Annotated in this window: 16 protein-coding genes; 1 reads left to right on the top strand and 15 read right to left on the bottom strand. The window is 44.6% G+C overall.

Features of this window, described 5'->3' with window-relative positions; genetic code table 11:
• Window positions 1-2: 2 nt before the first annotated feature.
• The 11 genes from AS030_RS05495 to AS030_RS05445 all read right to left on the bottom strand — a co-directional run bounded on the left by AS030_RS05495 (window position 3) and on the right by AS030_RS05445 (window position 13,703).
• Window positions 3-1,469 carry a UDP-N-acetylmuramoyl-L-alanyl-D-glutamate--2,6-diaminopimelate ligase gene (locus AS030_RS05495; RefSeq protein WP_061969256.1) on the bottom strand — a complete coding sequence of 489 codons (1,467 nt, stop codon included), beginning with the start codon at window positions 1,467-1,469 and terminating at the stop codon, window positions 3-5.
• An 82-nt stretch (window positions 1,470-1,551) separates the two neighbouring features.
• Window positions 1,552-3,486: a stage V sporulation protein D gene (locus tag AS030_RS05490; protein ID WP_061969254.1), complete on the bottom strand. Its 1,935-nt coding sequence runs from the start codon at window positions 3,484-3,486 to the stop codon at window positions 1,552-1,554.
• Window positions 3,487-3,578: 92 nt separating this feature from the next.
• Complete coding sequence (locus AS030_RS05485) at window positions 3,579-5,744, bottom strand: penicillin-binding protein (RefSeq protein WP_061969253.1); 2,166 nt, start codon at window positions 5,742-5,744, stop codon at window positions 3,579-3,581.
• A gap of 20 nt (window positions 5,745-5,764) precedes the next feature.
• Window positions 5,765-6,133: a cell division protein FtsL gene (gene ftsL, locus AS030_RS05480; RefSeq protein WP_061969251.1), complete on the bottom strand. Its 369-nt coding sequence runs from the start codon at window positions 6,131-6,133 to the stop codon at window positions 5,765-5,767.
• A 13-nt stretch (window positions 6,134-6,146) separates the two neighbouring features.
• The gene (gene rsmH / locus AS030_RS05475) at window positions 6,147-7,079 is read right to left on the bottom strand and encodes a 16S rRNA (cytosine(1402)-N(4))-methyltransferase RsmH (RefSeq protein ID WP_061969249.1); all 933 of its coding nucleotides are present in this window, start codon (window positions 7,077-7,079) and stop codon (window positions 6,147-6,149) included.
• A gap of 43 nt (window positions 7,080-7,122) precedes the next feature.
• Entirely contained in the window at window positions 7,123-7,554 is a 432-nt protein-coding gene (gene mraZ / locus AS030_RS05470; RefSeq protein WP_061969247.1) for a division/cell wall cluster transcriptional repressor MraZ, read from the bottom strand.
• A gap of 145 nt (window positions 7,555-7,699) precedes the next feature.
• The gene (bshC, locus tag AS030_RS05465; protein ID WP_061969245.1) at window positions 7,700-9,328 is read right to left on the bottom strand and encodes a bacillithiol biosynthesis cysteine-adding enzyme BshC; all 1,629 of its coding nucleotides are present in this window, start codon (window positions 9,326-9,328) and stop codon (window positions 7,700-7,702) included.
• A gap of 146 nt (window positions 9,329-9,474) precedes the next feature.
• Entirely contained in the window at window positions 9,475-10,377 is a 903-nt protein-coding gene (locus AS030_RS05460; RefSeq protein WP_061969243.1) for a ketopantoate reductase family protein, read from the bottom strand.
• A 145-nt stretch (window positions 10,378-10,522) separates the two neighbouring features.
• Complete coding sequence (locus AS030_RS05455) at window positions 10,523-12,064, bottom strand: acyl-CoA carboxylase subunit beta (protein WP_061969241.1); 1,542 nt, start codon at window positions 12,062-12,064, stop codon at window positions 10,523-10,525.
• Window positions 12,065-12,120: 56 nt separating this feature from the next.
• The gene (locus AS030_RS05450; RefSeq protein WP_061969239.1) at window positions 12,121-12,333 is read right to left on the bottom strand and encodes an acetyl-CoA carboxylase biotin carboxyl carrier protein subunit; all 213 of its coding nucleotides are present in this window, start codon (window positions 12,331-12,333) and stop codon (window positions 12,121-12,123) included.
• A 17-nt stretch (window positions 12,334-12,350) separates the two neighbouring features.
• Window positions 12,351-13,703: an acetyl-CoA carboxylase biotin carboxylase subunit gene (locus AS030_RS05445; protein WP_061969237.1), complete on the bottom strand. Its 1,353-nt coding sequence runs from the start codon at window positions 13,701-13,703 to the stop codon at window positions 12,351-12,353.
• Window positions 13,704-13,872: 169 nt separating this feature from the next.
• On the opposite strand from AS030_RS05445, the gene AS030_RS05440 reads away from it, so the two are divergent.
• Entirely contained in the window at window positions 13,873-14,358 is a 486-nt protein-coding gene (locus tag AS030_RS05440; protein WP_061969234.1) for an N-acetyltransferase, read from the top strand.
• A 45-nt stretch (window positions 14,359-14,403) separates the two neighbouring features.
• Here AS030_RS05440 and AS030_RS05435 read toward each other — a convergent pair whose 3' ends face one another.
• From AS030_RS05435 to AS030_RS05420, 4 genes are all read right to left on the bottom strand, one after another.
• Window positions 14,404-15,009, bottom strand: a complete 606-nt coding sequence (locus tag AS030_RS05435) for an RsfA family transcriptional regulator (RefSeq protein ID WP_061969232.1) — start codon at window positions 15,007-15,009, stop codon at window positions 14,404-14,406.
• 148 nt (window positions 15,010-15,157) lie between these two features.
• Complete coding sequence (locus tag AS030_RS05430) at window positions 15,158-15,922, bottom strand: enoyl-CoA hydratase/isomerase family protein (protein WP_061969230.1); 765 nt, start codon at window positions 15,920-15,922, stop codon at window positions 15,158-15,160.
• A gap of 132 nt (window positions 15,923-16,054) precedes the next feature.
• Entirely contained in the window at window positions 16,055-16,228 is a 174-nt protein-coding gene (rpmF, locus tag AS030_RS05425; RefSeq protein WP_007202619.1) for a 50S ribosomal protein L32, read from the bottom strand.
• 54 nt (window positions 16,229-16,282) lie between these two features.
• Window positions 16,283-16,804, bottom strand: coding sequence for a YceD family protein (locus AS030_RS05420; RefSeq protein WP_061969229.1), 522 nt, complete (start codon window positions 16,802-16,804; stop codon window positions 16,283-16,285).
• Window positions 16,805-16,927: the final 123 nt, after the last annotated feature.

Here is a 16,927-nt window from a genome sequence, read left to right as displayed (position 1 = left end):
TACTATTTCGCTCCAATCGCTTCTGCAGCTACTTTCCTGTCATCAAAATCCAGCACATCTTTTCCGATGATCTGGTAGGTTTCATGTCCTTTTCCGGCAATTAAGATAATATCATTTTCTTCTGCCAGGTTAACTGCATAGTTGATCGCATCTCTGCGGTCCATTATGACTTTATATTCTCTGTCTTCCACTCCGGCTTGCATATCCTGCAATATGGCTTCTGGATCTTCTGTCCGTGGATTATCTGAAGTAAAGATGGCGATGTCGGAATACTCCGCCGCAATCTTTGCCATCAGCGGCCGTTTAGTGCGGTCACGGTCTCCGCCGCAGCCTACTACTGAAATCACTTTTCCGACCGCAAACTCCTTCACGGTAACGAGAGCATTCTCCAGGCTGTCGGGTGTATGGGCATAATCCACAATAACCGTGAAACATTGGCCTTCATCCACCGTTTCAAACCGCCCCGGTACTCCCTTAACATTTTCCATGGTTCTGATGATGGAGTCAATCGGAATTCCGGATAAAAGCGTGGCCGAAACAGCAGCCAGAACATTGTATACTGAAAATTTCCCAACAAGCTTCAGTGAGACCTGTTTTTCTTCAAAAGGTGTAACCAGCGTAAAGGTCGTGCCTTTTCCGGTCACCTTAATATCCTTCGCCATAATATCACTTTTTTGTTCAATACCGTAGGTTAAAATTTGAGCGGCTGTCATTTTCTCAAATTCTTTGGATGCTTTGTCATCTCGGTTTAGAATCGCGATTTTTTCCTTCTTCCCGGCGTATGTATTGCCAAGCTGTGCGAACAGAAGGCCTTTTGCCCTCAAGTAGGTTTCCATATCCTTGTGATAGTCCAGGTGATCCTGTGTTAAATTGGTAAATACCGCAATATCGTAATCACAGCCCCGCACACGGCCCATATCAAGAGCATGGGATGAAACTTCCATAACGGCGGCTTCCACTTTCTGGTCATTCATTTCTTTGAATGCCTTTTGCAGAAAAAGAGATTCGGGTGTGGTATTGGAGACTTTATGGCTCACACCGTTTATTTTCATGTCGATGGTACCGATCATTCCTGTTCTTTTGCCCGCATCTGCAAATATCTGCTCAATCAGATGGGAGGTTGTTGTTTTCCCATTTGTGCCCGTCACGCCGATCAAATGAAGTTTCGTAGTGGGATGATCATAGAAGACATTGGCCAGAACCGCCAGAGACCTTTTGGTATCATTAACGATAACGACGGGCACAGAATCAATTTCCTCAAGCGGTTTTTCAGCAAGAATCGCTGAAGCACCGTTTTCAACCGCCTGCCTGGCATAGTTATGCCCATCTACGGTGTAGCCCTCAATGCATACAAACAGACTTCCTGGCCCTGCTGTTCTTGAATCCATTTCAATCGATGTAATTTCCACGTTCATTTCATCATCTGTTTTATAGTTTATTAAATGATTTACTAGTGTTTTAAGTTCCACGTTATCAAGACCTTTCTAAAAGTGTTCTCATCAGAAAAAGAAGCCATGGCTTGCGCCCGGCTATTTTGCATTCTTATCTATTTTAATCCTCCGAACCCGGTTTGTCACCCATAAACAGGCGAATAACCGATCCGGGTTTCAATTTTACGCCAGGAGCAGGTGCCTGTTTAACAACATACTTTCCGCTACCCGAACTCTGGATTTTCAAATCATACAATGAACCCTTTATTTCTTTGGCTGTTTTTCCAACCAGGTTTGGAACCTTGATCAGCTCCTGATCCAGCCAGGATTTTTTCTTTTCGATCTGATTCTTTCTTTTTTCAACCCCCATGGCGCGCAGGCTGTCATCGATGATTTTCCCTACAATTGGAGCAGCCACTGTTCCACCGAACTGTATGGTGTCTTTCGGGTTATCGACCGCTACATACACAACCAGCTGTGGGTCATCCGCCGGCGCCATACCGATAAACGATACAATATGATTGTTTTGAAGATATTTCCCGTCTTTGGCTTTCTGTGCTGTTCCTGTTTTGCCTCCAACCCTGTAGCCATCGACAAAGGCATTGCCACCAGTTCCTTGGGCAACTACTGTCTCCAGTGCATGGCGGACTTCTTCAGATGTTTTTTCCGAGATAACCCTCCTCTTCAGTTTAGGCGTTTGCTTCATCACGGTTTTCCCTGTTGCCGGGTCGACGAGTTCTTTGGCAATATAGGGTTCATACAGAAAGCCGCCATTTATGGCTGCAGATACCGCAGTGACCTGTTGAATCGGTGTCACCGACACCCCCTGGCCAAAAGCTGTGGTCGCGAGTTCAAGGGGTCCAACATTTTTTAAATTAAACAAAATTCCTGTTCCTTCTCCCTGAAGATCGATGCCCGTTTTCTGGCCGAAGCCAAAATTTTTGATATAGGAAAACAGTTTTTCCTTGCCCAGCCGCTGACCGAGAATGACGAAGCCGGGGTTGCATGAATTCTGTACACCTTCTAAAAATGACTGGCTGCCGTGTCCTCCTCTTTTCCAGCAGCGCAGCTTTCTGCCTCCCACTTCAATGGAACCGGGATCATGAAAGTGATCCTTTTCAAGGTCGACCTTATTTTCTTCAATGGCCGCTGCCAAAGTTATAATTTTAAACGTAGATCCTGGCTCATAGTTCGCCCAAACCGGCAAATTCCGGTTATAAACCTCCGGCGATACTTTCCGGTATTCTTCAGGATTAAAATCCGGCCGGCTCGTCATGCCCAGAATTTCCCCTGTATTCGGGTTCATCGCAATCGCTACAGCGCCGTCTGGATTATATTTTGCCTGTGCAATGTCCAGCTCCCGTTCAATGATCGTTTGTACCTTGGAATCAATGGTCAATTTAAGGTTGTATCCATCTTTCGGGCGTTCATAATCATCGGAAAGCGAAGGCATTCGGCGTCCCCTTGCATCAGAGAAAAACGAGACATGCCCCTTTGTGCCTTTTAGTTCTTTGTCATAATAGGCTTCAAGCCCCATAAGCCCCTGGTTGTCGATCCCGGCAAATCCGAGAACATGGGACAGATAGCTGCCAAAAGGATAATGTCTTTTGCTGTCTTCTGCAATAAAGACGCCGGAGAGGTTAAGCTCCCTCACTTGGTTTGCCTTTTCATTGCTGATTTTTCTCCCACCCTGATCCATGCGGATGATGGAAGACTTTTTTGTTATTTTTTTATATACATCAAGCTGGGAAATATCCAGCACAGCAGCAAGTTTTTTTGATGTTTCCACAGGCTCCGAAATCTGTTTGGGGATGACAAAAACGGTGGGGGCACTGACATTGGTCGCCAGTGGTACATCATTCCTGTCCAAAATTTCACCCCGCTGCGGTTCAAACGGGATGTTCCGGCTCCATGAGTCCAAGGCTTTTCCCGTAAGCCAGTCACCAATCACAAATTGCACATATCCCAGGCGGACACCGATGATAAAAAAGATACAAAGACCGAAAGTTAACACCAAAATTAATCGCCTACGCACCGTCACATTTGAAACACGCACATGATTACCTCCTCCACATGGCTCGTTCCAATATATGCTTGTACATAGGCGATTAGAACGAAGGACAAGTCCTGATCAGTCCTTCATCGTTGCTATTGAGATGTTCCGCTTTCCTCTTCGTCACTCAAATTGACAGACGGCATTTCCGGTTTTTGAAAATCAACGGTGAGATAATCCTTCTCTTTGACGATTGAACCCTTTTTCAGGCTTTGGCTAACGGCGTAGCCTGTTCCTTTAACCGATGCATCCAGATCCATCATCTTGGAAAATTTCAAAACGTCGGAGAGTGACCAGCCCGTAAGATCCGGCATTTGCACATTACCATCCGTGCGCAAAATAACCCTCTCTCCAGGAAGCAGGCGCTCCCCTGCGGCAGGCTGTTGGGAAACCACTTCTGAACCACTTCCCAGCGTCACAGGTTTCATCCCTGAGCTCTTCAGTTCACTTTCAGCAGCGGATGCCGCTTTATTCGTATAATCATTTATTTTGACAGAGCTGTCAGATACCGTTTTTTTCTCTTTCTTTTCTTCTTTCGGCTCAATGTTCATATATTGCAGACTGTTTTTCATAACGGTCGTAAAAATATCGGCAACAGGGTAAGAACCCAGCTCCGTCGGCTTAAGATGAGGCCGATCCACCGCCACATAAACAAGCAATTTAGGATCATCTTTCGGGGCCATCCCCATGAAGGAGAATATGTTTTGTCCCCAACCATGTGCATATTGACCCGTCTCTTTATCTACCACCTGTGCGGTTCCCGTTTTTCCGGCGATGGAATATCCCTTAATTTGGTAGGGCTTTCCGGTCCCTTTTGTTACAACCGTTTCCAGGATATCTCTTTCTTCTTTTGCTGTTTCTGCCGAAATAGGATTTCCAACAACTTCCGGTTTATGCTGCAGCAGGACTTTTTTGGTTGCCGGATCTACCACCTTGTCGATTACAAACGGCTTCATCATCTTGCCTCCGTTGGCAATCGCAGTGGCCGCCTGGATCTGTTGGATCGGCGTAACCGTGGTACCTTGTCCAAAGGCGGTTGTCAACTTTTCAATTTCATAATTATATAGAATTCTTCCGGATTTTTCGTTCGGCAAATCAATTCCTGTCGGCTTGTCGAGTCCGAACTTTTTCAAATAGTTCAACAGCCGGTCATAGCCCAGCTTCTCCCTTGCAAGTTTGGAGAACAGAACATTGGAAGAGTTTTGGACCCCTTCATTGAAGGTTATGGTTCCCCAGCCCACCTTATTATGGTCACTGATCGGGCGGTTGTGAGGAATTTTATATTGCCCGGATTTGTAGGTTTCGTTACCGTTGTAAACGCCCTCTTCAATCGCTGCGGCCAGTGTAAAGATTTTCATTGTGGAACCGGGTTCATATGGATCCGAAATGGCACGGTTTGTAAAATCTTTAATATCCCGCTTGTTCGGATTAAATGCAGGCCTGTTGCTCATGGCAAGAATCTTCCCAGTTTTTGGATCTGCCACGATGCCGATGATCTTCTCTGGGTTGTATTTCTTATCAGCCTTCGTCATGGCCTGTTCCAGGACAAGCTGTATTTTTTCATCCAGCGTCAGGTATACATTTGATCCATTTTTAGGCTTTTTCACTTTTTCTTTCGGATCTGGAAGCTTCACACCTTTTGTATCGCTTTTAAACGACAGGCTTCCATTGGTTTCTTTTAAGTATTTATCAAGCGTCTTTTCGAGCCCCAATGCCCCTGTGATCTCATTCTGACCGGTTTCATTGGTATAACCGAGGACAAAGGGAGCAAACGTTTGATTCGGGTAATATCTCTTGGTTTCTTCTTTGAACTCAAGGCCGTCAATTTTCAGTTTGTCGATTTTCTCCTTTTTGCTGTGGCTTAACTGTCTTCCTCCTGGTACCTGTACTTCAAACCGTTTCGGTTTGGAAAGTGTTTCTTCAATTTCATCCGGTTCCCGATCCAGAATGGGAGCTAACTGCTCCGCCGTTTTTTCGGGATCTTTAATATGCTGAAACTTTTTATCCAAAACGGCATAGAGCGTATAAGAAGGAATGTCCTCAGCTAGCGGCTGTCCGCGGTGGTCGTAGATTGTCCCGCGGTTTGCATCCAGTGTCTGATACCGTGTCCACTTTTTTTCTGCATAGGCGACCAAATCGACATTCTCTATATTCTTTGTATAGGCAATATAGAAAAACCTTCCCATCAATACAAAAAAGAGCAGGATAAAAACAGCTAATATCGCCCCTGCTCCCCAATTGAATTTGAATTTTTTCTCCATTTTCAACACCTGAATCCCGCTTAGTTTTCCAGCACTTTTACGTTTTTATCGTTAAGAGTCATCCCCAGCTTTTCTTTAGCGATTTTTAGAATGCGGTTTGGTGCACTGAGTTCAGTAACCTGGAGCTTTAGGTCGTCCACCACTTTGTTTTCGTAAGAAATTGAACGTTCAACCGATTGAATGCTGGCGTTCACTTTGTAGATGGAGGCATAGTTGGAAACCATAAGGATCGCACCGGCAATCAATAATAGGGAGGCAAAACTCCATAGAATTTTTTCCCCTTTTGTTACACGTGAGGTTCTGACTCTCGGCTGTGCCTGAGGCTGTTGCACGTAAGTTTGTTTCGGTTCTTGTTGTTGTCTCTGTGTTTGATACGCTAAATTACTCACCCATAACTCTCCTTTATTTTTGTTTTTCTGCGATTCGCAGTTTGGCCGAACGTGAACGTCTGTTGACATCAATTTCTTCTTCACGTGGTAGTATCGGCTTTCTCGTGATGTTCTTTAACACCGGTTGGTATTCCTCCGGTATGATGGGTAGCCCCGGCGGTAATGCTGGGCCTGTGCTGTGTTTTTTGATAATCGTTTTGCAGGCTCTGTCTTCGAGTGAATGGAAGGTGATGACACTGAGCCTGCCTCCCACCGACAGCAGTTCAACAGAATTTTCAAGTGCTTCTTCGAATGCCTTCAATTCATCATTTACCGCTATCCGTATGGCTTGAAAGGTTCGCTTTGCCGGATGTCCTCCAGTCCTTCTGGCCGGTGCAGGTATTGCATCTTTAATCAATTCAACCAGCTCACCGGTCGACTCTATCACATGACTTTTGCGGGCAGCCTCAATTTTCCTTGCGATTTGCTTTGCGAACTTCTCTTCGCCATATTGAAAAATAATCTTAACAAGCTTTTCATACGGCCATTCATTTACGACTTCATGAGCTGATAAGGCTGCGCTTTGATCCATTCTCATATCTAGCGGCGCATCATACTGATAGCTGAACCCCCTGTCTGCTTCATCCAATTGAGGAGAAGAGACGCCAAGATCAAACAAAATTCCATCCACTTTTGTAACTCCACGTTCCTTCAGTTCTTCTTTAATGTAGCGGAAATTGCTTTTGATGATGGTGAAGTTTCCTTCATATTCTTGAAGTGCAGCTTTTGCATGGTCAATGGCCGTGTCATCCTGGTCGAAAGCAAACAAGTGGCCTGATGTCAGTTTTGAGAGTATTAATGCGCTGTGTCCTGCTCCTCCAAGAGTGCAATCAACATAAACTCCGTCTGGTTTCACATTCAATGCGTCAACGGCTTCTTCTTTCAGTACAGTTATATGGTCAAACATGTTGTTATCCTTCCTTGTATGTAGTCAGAGAGCTTGGGAACTGTTACAGGTCAAAATCCATAAGGCTCTCGGCAATTTCACCAAAAGATTCCTCGGAAGCTGCAAAATAGTTCTCCCAAATTGGTTTGCTCCAAATCTCAATTCTATTCGATACACCTATCACTACGCAATCTTTTTCTAGTTTGGCGTATTCTCTGAGCTGTGGAGCTACATTTACTCTCCCCTGTTTGTCCAACTGGCATTCTGCTGCACCGGAAAAGAAGAAGCGGGTGAAAGCTCGTGCATCTTTTTTGGTAAAGGGCAGACTTTTCAGCTTTTCTTCAATAACCTGCCATTCTTCCAGGGGGTAGCCGAAGATACACTGATCCATACCTCGTGTAAGAATAAAGGTTGAGCCCAGGTTCTCACGGAACTTAGCAGGGATGATCATGCGTCCTTTTTCATCGATGTTATGTTGATATTCACCCATGAACATAGGACATCCCCCACTTTCTCCCCTAACTCTACCACAACGCCCCACTTTCCACCACTACCAAATTATTCGCCGACAAAAAAAAGAATCCTGCTGTCGCAGCAGGATTTTTTTACAGGATAATTATGTTTCATTTTGAACTGCCAAACTATGGCAGGTACACCAGCTTATGCATGCCGTTAAACGCCAGGTTTTCGTTTGCGAGCCGTCCGATCCAGCCGCTCCCATACTGGTTGATATAAAGGAAGGCATTCCAAACTCTTTCCTGAAGCACACCGGATGGAGCAAGGTCATTTTGAAGCTGATCAAAAACCGAGAGAGGCTCCACAAATTGCTTTCGAACCGCATGGTCCATCTTGGTGTGTAAATACGCGATTTCTTTTTTAATGCGGTTCAAATTGACTTCCGACACCTTTTGAAGGGAAGGGCTGATCTCAGTTGCCAATGATCTCATGCGTTCATGCGCCCTTTCCATTTCGGCAATCGTCTCCGCATACATCTTTTCCGTTTCATACGGCTTGTGGGTTTCGTACCACTCCTGTTTACTGGAATCTGTTCCTTGCTGAAGAACTTTTCTTGGCGTTAAACCCGTTTCTTGCATCTGTTTCTCGTTTTTCTCGGTTATAAGTGTAATGGACAGCCTTGGAACGAGCGGAGGCATTTTAAAGCCAAAAAGATGAAATACTTCTTTCAGCGCCGACCAATAGGCAATTTCACCAGAACCGGCTATGAAAGCCAAGGTTGGAAACAAGCTTTCCTGCATGACGGGACGTGTAACCACATTGTTGCTGAACAGTTCTGGCTTATCTTTCGTACAGGACAAAAGCTCCTGGGCACTATACGAAACTTCATTGCTTTTCGTGTGAAAATCTCCGTTTTCGTTCCGGAACAACAGCTGCCTCTCCTGATTATGATAAATAAACAGATGGGCATTATTTTCCTGAAGCTCCACCGGTGCTGGCAGCCCTTGTTCTGCGAGTTTTTCCATCCCTTTTACAAATGCCTGATCAAGGTCCTTGTTCCGGGACACCATTTTTTCCAGCATGCCAGTTTGAAGCCGCTTGAAATGAGGTTCACCGGAATCCACCACAATCAAGCCGAACTCCCCAAACAGTTCTGAAATTAATTGAGCAAAGGAATGAACGACAGTTTTTGAAGAGGCAAAGGTTTCTTTTACCTTTGAAAGAAGCGTTTTGGTTTCAGCCGTCTCTCCGAATTCCCTAAACACCGTTTCTGCCCACTCGGCCGCTTTCCCGCTGTCCCATTCCATTAATGTGGCAGACGTTTTCAACGAATTTAGAGGAGGCAATGAAATTTTTTCCGGATGCCCATTTTTCAGGACATTCACATGGTTAATTTCATCATAATCATGATCTTCCCCCGCAATCCAGAACACAGGGACAACAGGAACTCCGAGCTGACGTTCCTGCAATCTGGCAAACTGGATGATACTGATGCACTTATGAACAGTAAGAAGAGGCCCGGTCAATAAGCCGGCCTGCTGCCCGCCGATAACCGCTACTGTTTTAGGATCTTTCAGTTTATCAATATTGCGCAGAGTTTGTTTTGAGCAGGAAAATTGAAAATTATAATCAGAAAGATAATTCGCCAATTTTTCACGCTCAAACTCACGGCTGCTGAGATCCCGCATTCTTTGTTCCATGATATCCTGGGAAAACCGAGGATAGTCATAGAGGTGCTCAACTGTAGGGGCAGCAGCTGAATAAGTTGATGCTATTTGATTTTTATCTTGCAGAGGGAATTCATCGATCCTCATAAAAGTACGTCCTTTCTCTATGTATGCAACTGCTTATAGAGTATAGCAAACTACAGTATCTCCACCAAAATGAAATGCTCGCGTTTTCAGCACACGTTATTTTCTTACTGTCACTGTATGCAAAAGAAGGGGCAGCAATCACCCGATTACTCTTTGTTCTTCTGCTCAAGTGCTTTTATCCCGTAATAAACAAATGACGTATACGGGAGATCAAAACCTTGCTTTTTGCCCTGCGACATCAGGTAACCGCTGATTGCGTCTATCTCTGTCTCACGTCCATTATCTATGTCCCTGAGCATGGATGACCGGTTTTCTCCTGTTTTTGTGCAGATTTTCAGAACATACGACCAGAGAGACTGCCGATCGGTTCTTCCTAGACAGATGTAGGCTTCATCAAAAAGCCTTTCTGCCAGTATTGTTAAATGAGGGTTGGTCAACACTTCGCCATTCTTTACGCCGAACAAGGCAGTGATCGGGTTAATCACACTGTTTACGACCAGCTTTTCCTGCATGATTCCAGACAATTGCTCTGCCAGTGCCACTTCGAAGCCATACTTTTTCATTCTTTCCCAAAACAGCAACTCGATGCTTCCTCTGAAGGAAGATGCCCTCACTTTCCCCCATCCGGTATGGTTTACCTTGCTTTCACTCATTTTGCTCACCCCGTGCTCCACTACAGCTGCGATGATGTTATCCTGTGGCAAGGTTTGCAGCTTTTCAAGATGACTCATTCCGTTCTGGATAAAAACCAGGGTGCTTCTCTGAAATACCTGCCTTTGGCGCAAATCACAAATAACAGTTTCCAATCCATTCTGCTTCACACAAACAACCGCATAATCCGGGAGTTCATCGTACTCGGGCAGAACAACTGCACAAATTTTGTAATTCTCCTCTTCCTCTGTTCCCGTTTTTACGCTAATCCCGTCTTTATTTAGAAGATCTGCTTGATCTTTTGTTCTTGTACATACTGTTACGTCCAATCCCTCTTGACTGAAAAAGGACGCAAAAAGAAGTCCAATAGCTCCCCCTCCTATGACCGCAACCTTCATTTTGTTCGTCCCCTGTCTTTTTGTATTATTCTTCATCTTATCACAAAGAAAGATTTCAGTTAGTGTGCTAAATCTTTCAAAGGGATATTCCCGCCATCAACGATAAAAAGCCCCGCTGCTTACCAGCAGCGGGGCAACCTTTATGTTATACAGGGTAAACAGGATGCTTTCTTTCGCTGAATACCATTTCTTTTGAACCAAAGAAAACAAGTCGTTGATAAAGCGTTTCTCTTAAATGAGACGGCTCAACAATATCATCGATGATCAGCTCGGATGCGAGCTTATAAACGTCAATATGTTCTTTGTACTCCTGCTGCTTTTGCTGAACATACATCACGCGTTCTTTTGGATCTTCAATTTCATTGATCTTGTTGGAGTATACGGCATTAACAGCTGCCTCCGGTCCCATTACAGCAATCTGTGCAGTAGGCAGGGCAATACAGCAGTCCGGTTCAAACGCCGGGCCGGCCATCGCATAAAGGCCTGCTCCATAGGCCTTCCGCACAATAACGGAAATTTTAGGCACAGTCACATCACTCATCGCGGCAATAAGCTTCGCTCCGTGGCGGATAATTCCTGCACGCTCCACTTTTGTACCAATCATGAAGCCTGGTACATCCGCGAGAAAGAGGACCGGAATGTTAAACGCGTCGCATAGCGTGATAAATTTAGCTGCTTTATCAGCAGAGTCAACAAACAGCACGCCGCCTTTTACTTTCGGCTGGTTGGCGATCAATCCTACCGGCCGACCTTTGATCCTTGCAAAGCCGGTGACAAGTTCGGCCGCAAAAAGTTTCTTGATTTCAAAAAAGCTGCCTTCATCCGCTACCCTGTTGATAAACTCGTACATATCAAAAGGAACGTTCTGGTTTTTGGGTACGATCTCGCCAATTTCCCTTCCGGGCGCAGGTGGTTTTTCCTCCGTAATTTCCGGCTTGTGCTTATAATTGGCTGGAAAATACGATAAATAGGTTCTTGCATGAGCGATGGCTTCCTTTTCATCCGCTGCGAGAATATCTCCGCACCCGCTTACTGTACAATGCATTCTTGCTCCGCCCATTTCTTCCAGCGTCACTTTTTCACCAATGACTTTTTCCGCCATTCTCGGTGATCCAAGATACATGGAAGCATTTTGATCCACCATGATGACCACGTCACAAAACGCAGGGATATAAGCCCCTCCTGCTGCTGAAGGTCCAAATAACAGGCAGACCTGCGGAACCATGCCGGACATTTTCACCTGGTTGTAAAATATTCTTCCTGCCCCCCGGCGGTTGGGAAACATATCAATTTGGTCTGTAATCCGTGCACCGGCCGAGTCGACCAAATAGAGCATTGGAACCTTCAGGCGCTGTGCCGTTTCCTGAATGCGGATAATTTTTTCAACTGTCCGCGCTCCCCATGACCCCGCTTTGACAGTCGAATCGTTAGCCATGGCACAAACGGTCTGACCGTTTATTTTTCCTGTTACCGTAATGACTCCGTCTGCCGGAAGATCGCCAGCCTGATTATTGGCGAACAATCCATCTTCCTCATAAAATTCCCCTTCATCAAATAATAGCGAAAGGCGCTCTCTGGCAAATAGTTTATTTTGAGAATCATTTTTGGCGTGATACTTTTGTGCCCCGCCTTCCTTAATCTTGCTGACTAGTGTTTCGTACGACACATCTGTTTTTGTAGAATCCATGGTATCCCTCCGTTTGCATTAAAGAGTGAGCGCTCGTTCAGTTCATATCCAACCCATCAGGCCAGAGTGACCAGCACATCTCCTTCATTTACGAAATCCCCAACGGCTACTTTTATTTCTTCTACCGTACCTGCTGCTTCCGCTTCAATAGGAATTTCCATTTTCATGGATTCAAGAACAACCACACTTTGCCCGGCAGTGACTTGATCCCCCTCTGAAACCGCGATATTCCATACTGTTCCTGCCATAGATGCTGTTACCTGTTTCATGTTCAAACACTCCACTCTTATTGGTTTTGTTCAATCAGCTTGGGCTTTTCCATTAAAAAACCCGTTGTATAGTTTCCTTGTTGAAAATCGGTATCTTCCAGTATTTTTTTGAACAGCGGGGCGTTGGTTTTGATTCCTTCCAAATAAAATGAATCAAAGAATTCAGAGGCTTTTTTGAGACAATCGGCCCTGTTGGAATCGCTTACAATAATTTTCGCAATCATTGGATCGTAGAAAGGTGAAACCGTATTTCCTTTTTCATATCCAGCGTCGATCCGGATTCCTTCTCCTTCCGGAAGGCGCAGATCCTTAATCTTTCCTGGTGATGGCAGGAACTTTGCCGGATCTTCAGCATACAGACGGAATTCGATACTGTGGCCTTGCTGCTGCACTTCATTCTGCAGGAGTGCCAGTGGTTTTCCTTCAGCGACTTCGATCTGCCACCTCACCAGGTCAAGGCCTGTTGTCATTTCGGTAACCGGATGCTCCACCTGCAGCCGGGTATTCATCTCCAGAAAAAAGAAATTTGCGTTCTCGTCGACAATGAATTCGACAGTCCCGGCATTGGTGTAAGATACCGACTGGGCTGCCCTTACTGCGGCTCTTCCCATCTTCACGCGCAATTCCTCTGTTAAATACGGGGATGGCGATTCTTCAATAACTTTTTGATGACGCCTTTGAATGGAACAATCTCTCTCGAACAAATGGATGACATTGCCCTGTTGATCACCAAACACCTGAACTTCAATATGCCGTGCCGGACTGATGTATTTTTCAATAAACATGCGGTCATTGCCAAAATACATCTTGGCCCTTTGCTGGCTGGATACAAATTGTTTTTTTAATGTTTCTTCATTGTCACACTTTACCATTCCGATTCCGCCGCCACCTGCGCTTGCCTTCAGCATCACTGGGTAGCCTATTTGACTGGCAATGGTCAGTGCTTCTTCTGCATCATTAATTGGATCGATCGTTCCCGGCACTACCGGAACCCCCGCTTTTTCCATCGTTCGTCTTGCCTCTACCTTATCTCCCATAGCTTCTACTACTTGCCATGACGGACCGATAAACGTGATTCCGAGCTCTTCTATTTGTTTAACAAATGTTCCATTTTCAGAGAGGAAGCCGTAGCCCGGATGGATAGCGTCCACATTTTCCTTTTGGGCAATTTCAATGATTTTGTCCTGATTCAAATAGGATTTTACAACCGGAGGCTCCCCAAGATGATAGGAGCGTGTGGCCTGCTGTACATAAGGCAAATCTTTGTCAGCATCCGAATATACCACTATGGATTCTATCCCCATCTCTTGACAGGTGCGTACAATCCTGGCCGTTATTTCTCCCCTGTTTGCAATTAGTATTTTTTTCACTATATATCCTCCCTTCGCTGCCTAAATAAGCTATTTCGACAAAACCAACCAAAATTCCTTTTGCGGAAACGCCAACAAAACGAATATTTCTTTTTTAAAGAATTTTTAGCATAATTAGTATATACTAAAAGTGAGATCTTCAACAGAGTCATTAGAGGGGGAACTGAAAATGAACACCAAAGAAAAGTACGCCGTAAAACGCTTGGTAGTCAACTATAAAACACTTGAAGAGTTCAAGCAGTTCAAGGAATATGGCATACAGGAATTGTCGATGCTCGAAGACCTTCAGGACAACATTATTGAAAATGACAGTGAGTCTCCATTTTACGGAATTTATTTTGGCGACAAATTGGTTGCCCGAATGAGTTTATATCGAATTGAGGCTGCTTACGACCGTTATTTTAGCCCTCCGCAGGATTATTTCGAGTTGTGGAAGCTTGAAGTACTGCCTCAATTCCACGGCAAAGGCTATGGAAGAGCGCTCGTTCAATTTGCGCAGTCATTAAACCTTCCTGTCAAAACGAATGGCAGACAGCAATCAAGCGGTTTTTGGGAGAAGATGGGCTTCGAAGCGGTAACGTATAATGAAGAACGAGACCGTGGGGAAAATCCATATGTCTATTTTCCAAAGGGTGTTACAGAACAAACACGTTAAAACCGATCTCATGACAGCAAAAAGATGGCGGGTTCGCCATCTTTTTTATTTTTCCAGTTTCTGAAGTCCTTCCATCTGAAACATGAGAGAACCGGATTCTTCCTCTGTCCCGACAATTTTTCTGGCCCGGTCCATAATTTCAATGAGCGCCTTATAGTCCTCACATACCAGTTTGTATTCATGATTCAGTTTTTGAAGGTGGGTCTGGTATTGGGCATTTTGGGACTTTAGCTCTTCCACCTGGTTCCGGAGTTTAATCATTTCTTGATCGGAACGCCTTTCTTCGGAAGATTTGAAATTTTTCAGGAAGACAATAACATCATCCAACGACAAAACCTTTTCTTTCGCAACCCTATAATCTTCCTGCTTTGCAGCCTGATCTACCATCTGGTCATTGCTTTCCTCGGACGTACTTTTGCCTTTGCTTCTTTCTTTTCTTTGCCTTTTGGCAATGGCAATTGCAGATTCATACCGTTTGCGAATCAGTGAGTTCCATCGGAACCCACAGGCAGCAGATGTTCTTGAAAGCTTTTCTCCCACTTCTTCAAATGCTGCAAGCTGTGTGCTCCCTTCTCTGATATGGCGAAGAACAACTTCTGCTAGCAATACATCCTCTTCCTGATTCCAAGCATCCTGGCGAACTACAGTCAACCTAATCCCTCCATTGTTTATGTCGTTTTTACATAGATATGCTATTACTAGATAAGATAGACTTTAGTTCTAGTAAGATGAACGTCTCCATCGTACGTTTTCCCAATCGCCAGGATACTATACTTAGCAATTTGACCGTAATATCCGCTTAAATATTGTTATTAAAGAAGGCTGAAACCGCATGGTGATGAACATCCGATTCCCACAGTTGGGCACACGCTTTTATTTCATCCTCCACCCTTTTGTCGACGTTTCTTCCTTGCAGGCTGTCCAGATATACTTTTTTATAGGCCTCAAGTACTTCAACTGCGTGTTCTGTATATCTGTTCAAATAGCTGCAGCATTCTTCAACCAGGCTTCCATTTTTGATTAAATGCTGCAAAAATCCTTTTTCTGCTGCTTGTTTGGCCGTGATTTTTCCGGCTGACCACAACAAATCAAGAGCTTGCAGTTTTGGGATTCTTTCCATCAGATAAGTGCCTCCGCCCCATCCTGTTGTAATCCCCAGTGTTCCTTGAATGAAGCCCACCTTGGCATTTGCCGAGGCAATTCGCAGATCACAGGCCGCGGCAATCTCACACCCTCCTCCAACTGCTGTTCCATTCAAAAGTGCCACAGTCGGCTTTGGAAAGTAAAATAGCTTTTTTAAAACCTTTCCCATCTTGGATAACATGCTATATGCCTCATCTGAGGTTTTTAGACCGGAAAATGCTTTCAAATCACCGCCCGCGCAGAATACATCATGACCTGCTCCCCTGATGACCAGGATTTTAATTTCGCCATTATGGCGTGCTTGGTCTATGTAATTCTCCAATAGCTGGATGACTTCAAAATCCACGGCATTTCTCACGTGGGGCCGGTTGATTGTAATCCAGCCTATGTTTTGCTTGATTTCATACAAGACTTTTACCATAAAAATTCCCCCTTCGCTTCATCCATATAGTTCGTTTTTCAACTGAAAAACTCCTTTAAACAAGCAAAGAGTTCACCACTGCGTAAAAAAAATAAAAAAAACAGGAAACCTCATAGGGCTTCCTGTTCTTCATTATTTGCTGATTACTTCTTTTCCTTTGTAAGAACCGCATTCACGGCATACTCGGTGAGATAGTTTGTATTCTCCACATTGTGGACATTTTACCATACCAGGCATTTCAAGCTTGTAGTGTGTACGGCGCTTGGCTTGGCGGGTTTGGGACGTTCTGCGAAAAGGTACTGCCATGTTATCCACCTCCTTAAAATAGGTATGGGTCCGAATCATTCAGATCACCATTTTTTACAATTTGTCTTTGTCAAAAAACTTCGCAAGATCGGCAAGTCTCGGGTCAATCCGGTTCTTGCGGTCTTCCTCGGTAACGACCTGCCATCCTTCTCCCTCAGGCGGTGCTTTTTTATCCGGCGCATCAGCCCCGGCAACCACCTTGATCGGCTTTTCAAGCAGAATTTGCTCTTGTATATATGGCATCAGATCGAGAAAGTGACCTTCTACAGTATGAAGGTTCTCCTCATCCACCGGTACCGTATAGGAAGGATCAAGAAGAAAGAGTTCGGTTGTTTTTATCGAAAATGGAAAATGGACATCCGCTAATGTATTCGCACAAGGAAGCGTCATTTCTCCCTGAATGTTCAGGTAAAAGGTAGCTCTTTGCTGTGTTACATCAGCATGTCCGCTAACATGAACAGGTGGTATATCGCGTATTTCTTTATCAAGCGACTTAAGTTCACTTGCATCAACATACTCATCAAATTCAAGCGGTTTTCGATAAAAGTTTTTTAATTCCTGTAGTGACCATTTCATATCGTTTCACCTCAAGGCAACAGTAATAATTATATCGGCCATAAAGAGAAATGTCAACATAATATCTTTACAGCATATTCTTTCAAGCTTAGGCATTTAAAGTTAAAATAAAAGTACCATTAC

It is taken from the genome of Fictibacillus enclensis (assembly GCF_001457035.1).
GTDB classification, from domain to species: Bacteria; Bacillota; Bacilli; order Bacillales; family Fictibacillaceae; genus Fictibacillus_C; species Fictibacillus_C enclensis.
This window is presented reverse-complemented; position numbering and strand designations above follow the sequence as displayed.

What these genes read in the sequence shown, in the direction of transcription:
- AS030_RS05440 (WP_061969234.1), top strand. Translation starts at nt 13,873, where the DNA reads ATGAACACCAAAGAAAAGTACGCCGTAAAACGCTTGGTAGTCAACTAT.
- AS030_RS05455 (WP_061969241.1), bottom strand. Translation starts at nt 12,064, where the DNA reads ATGGATTCTACAAAAACAGATGTGTCGTACGAAACACTAGTCAGCAAG.
- mraZ (WP_061969247.1), bottom strand. Translation starts at nt 7,554, where the DNA reads ATGTTCATGGGTGAATATCAACATAACATCGATGAAAAAGGACGCATG.
- rsmH (WP_061969249.1), bottom strand. Translation starts at nt 7,079, where the DNA reads ATGTTTGACCATATAACTGTACTGAAAGAAGAAGCCGTTGACGCATTG.
- rpmF (WP_007202619.1), bottom strand. Translation starts at nt 16,228, where the DNA reads ATGGCAGTACCTTTTCGCAGAACGTCCCAAACCCGCCAAGCCAAGCGC.
- AS030_RS05460 (WP_061969243.1), bottom strand. Translation starts at nt 10,377, where the DNA reads ATGAAGGTTGCGGTCATAGGAGGGGGAGCTATTGGACTTCTTTTTGCG.
- AS030_RS05450 (WP_061969239.1), bottom strand. Translation starts at nt 12,333, where the DNA reads ATGAAACAGGTAACAGCATCTATGGCAGGAACAGTATGGAATATCGCG.
- AS030_RS05485 (WP_061969253.1), bottom strand. Translation starts at nt 5,744, where the DNA reads ATGGAGAAAAAATTCAAATTCAATTGGGGAGCAGGGGCGATATTAGCT.
- bshC (WP_061969245.1), bottom strand. Translation starts at nt 9,328, where the DNA reads ATGAGGATCGATGAATTCCCTCTGCAAGATAAAAATCAAATAGCATCA.
- AS030_RS05430 (WP_061969230.1), bottom strand. Translation starts at nt 15,922, where the DNA reads ATGGTAAAAGTCTTGTATGAAATCAAGCAAAACATAGGCTGGATTACA.
- AS030_RS05420 (WP_061969229.1), bottom strand. Translation starts at nt 16,804, where the DNA reads ATGAAATGGTCACTACAGGAATTAAAAAACTTTTATCGAAAACCGCTT.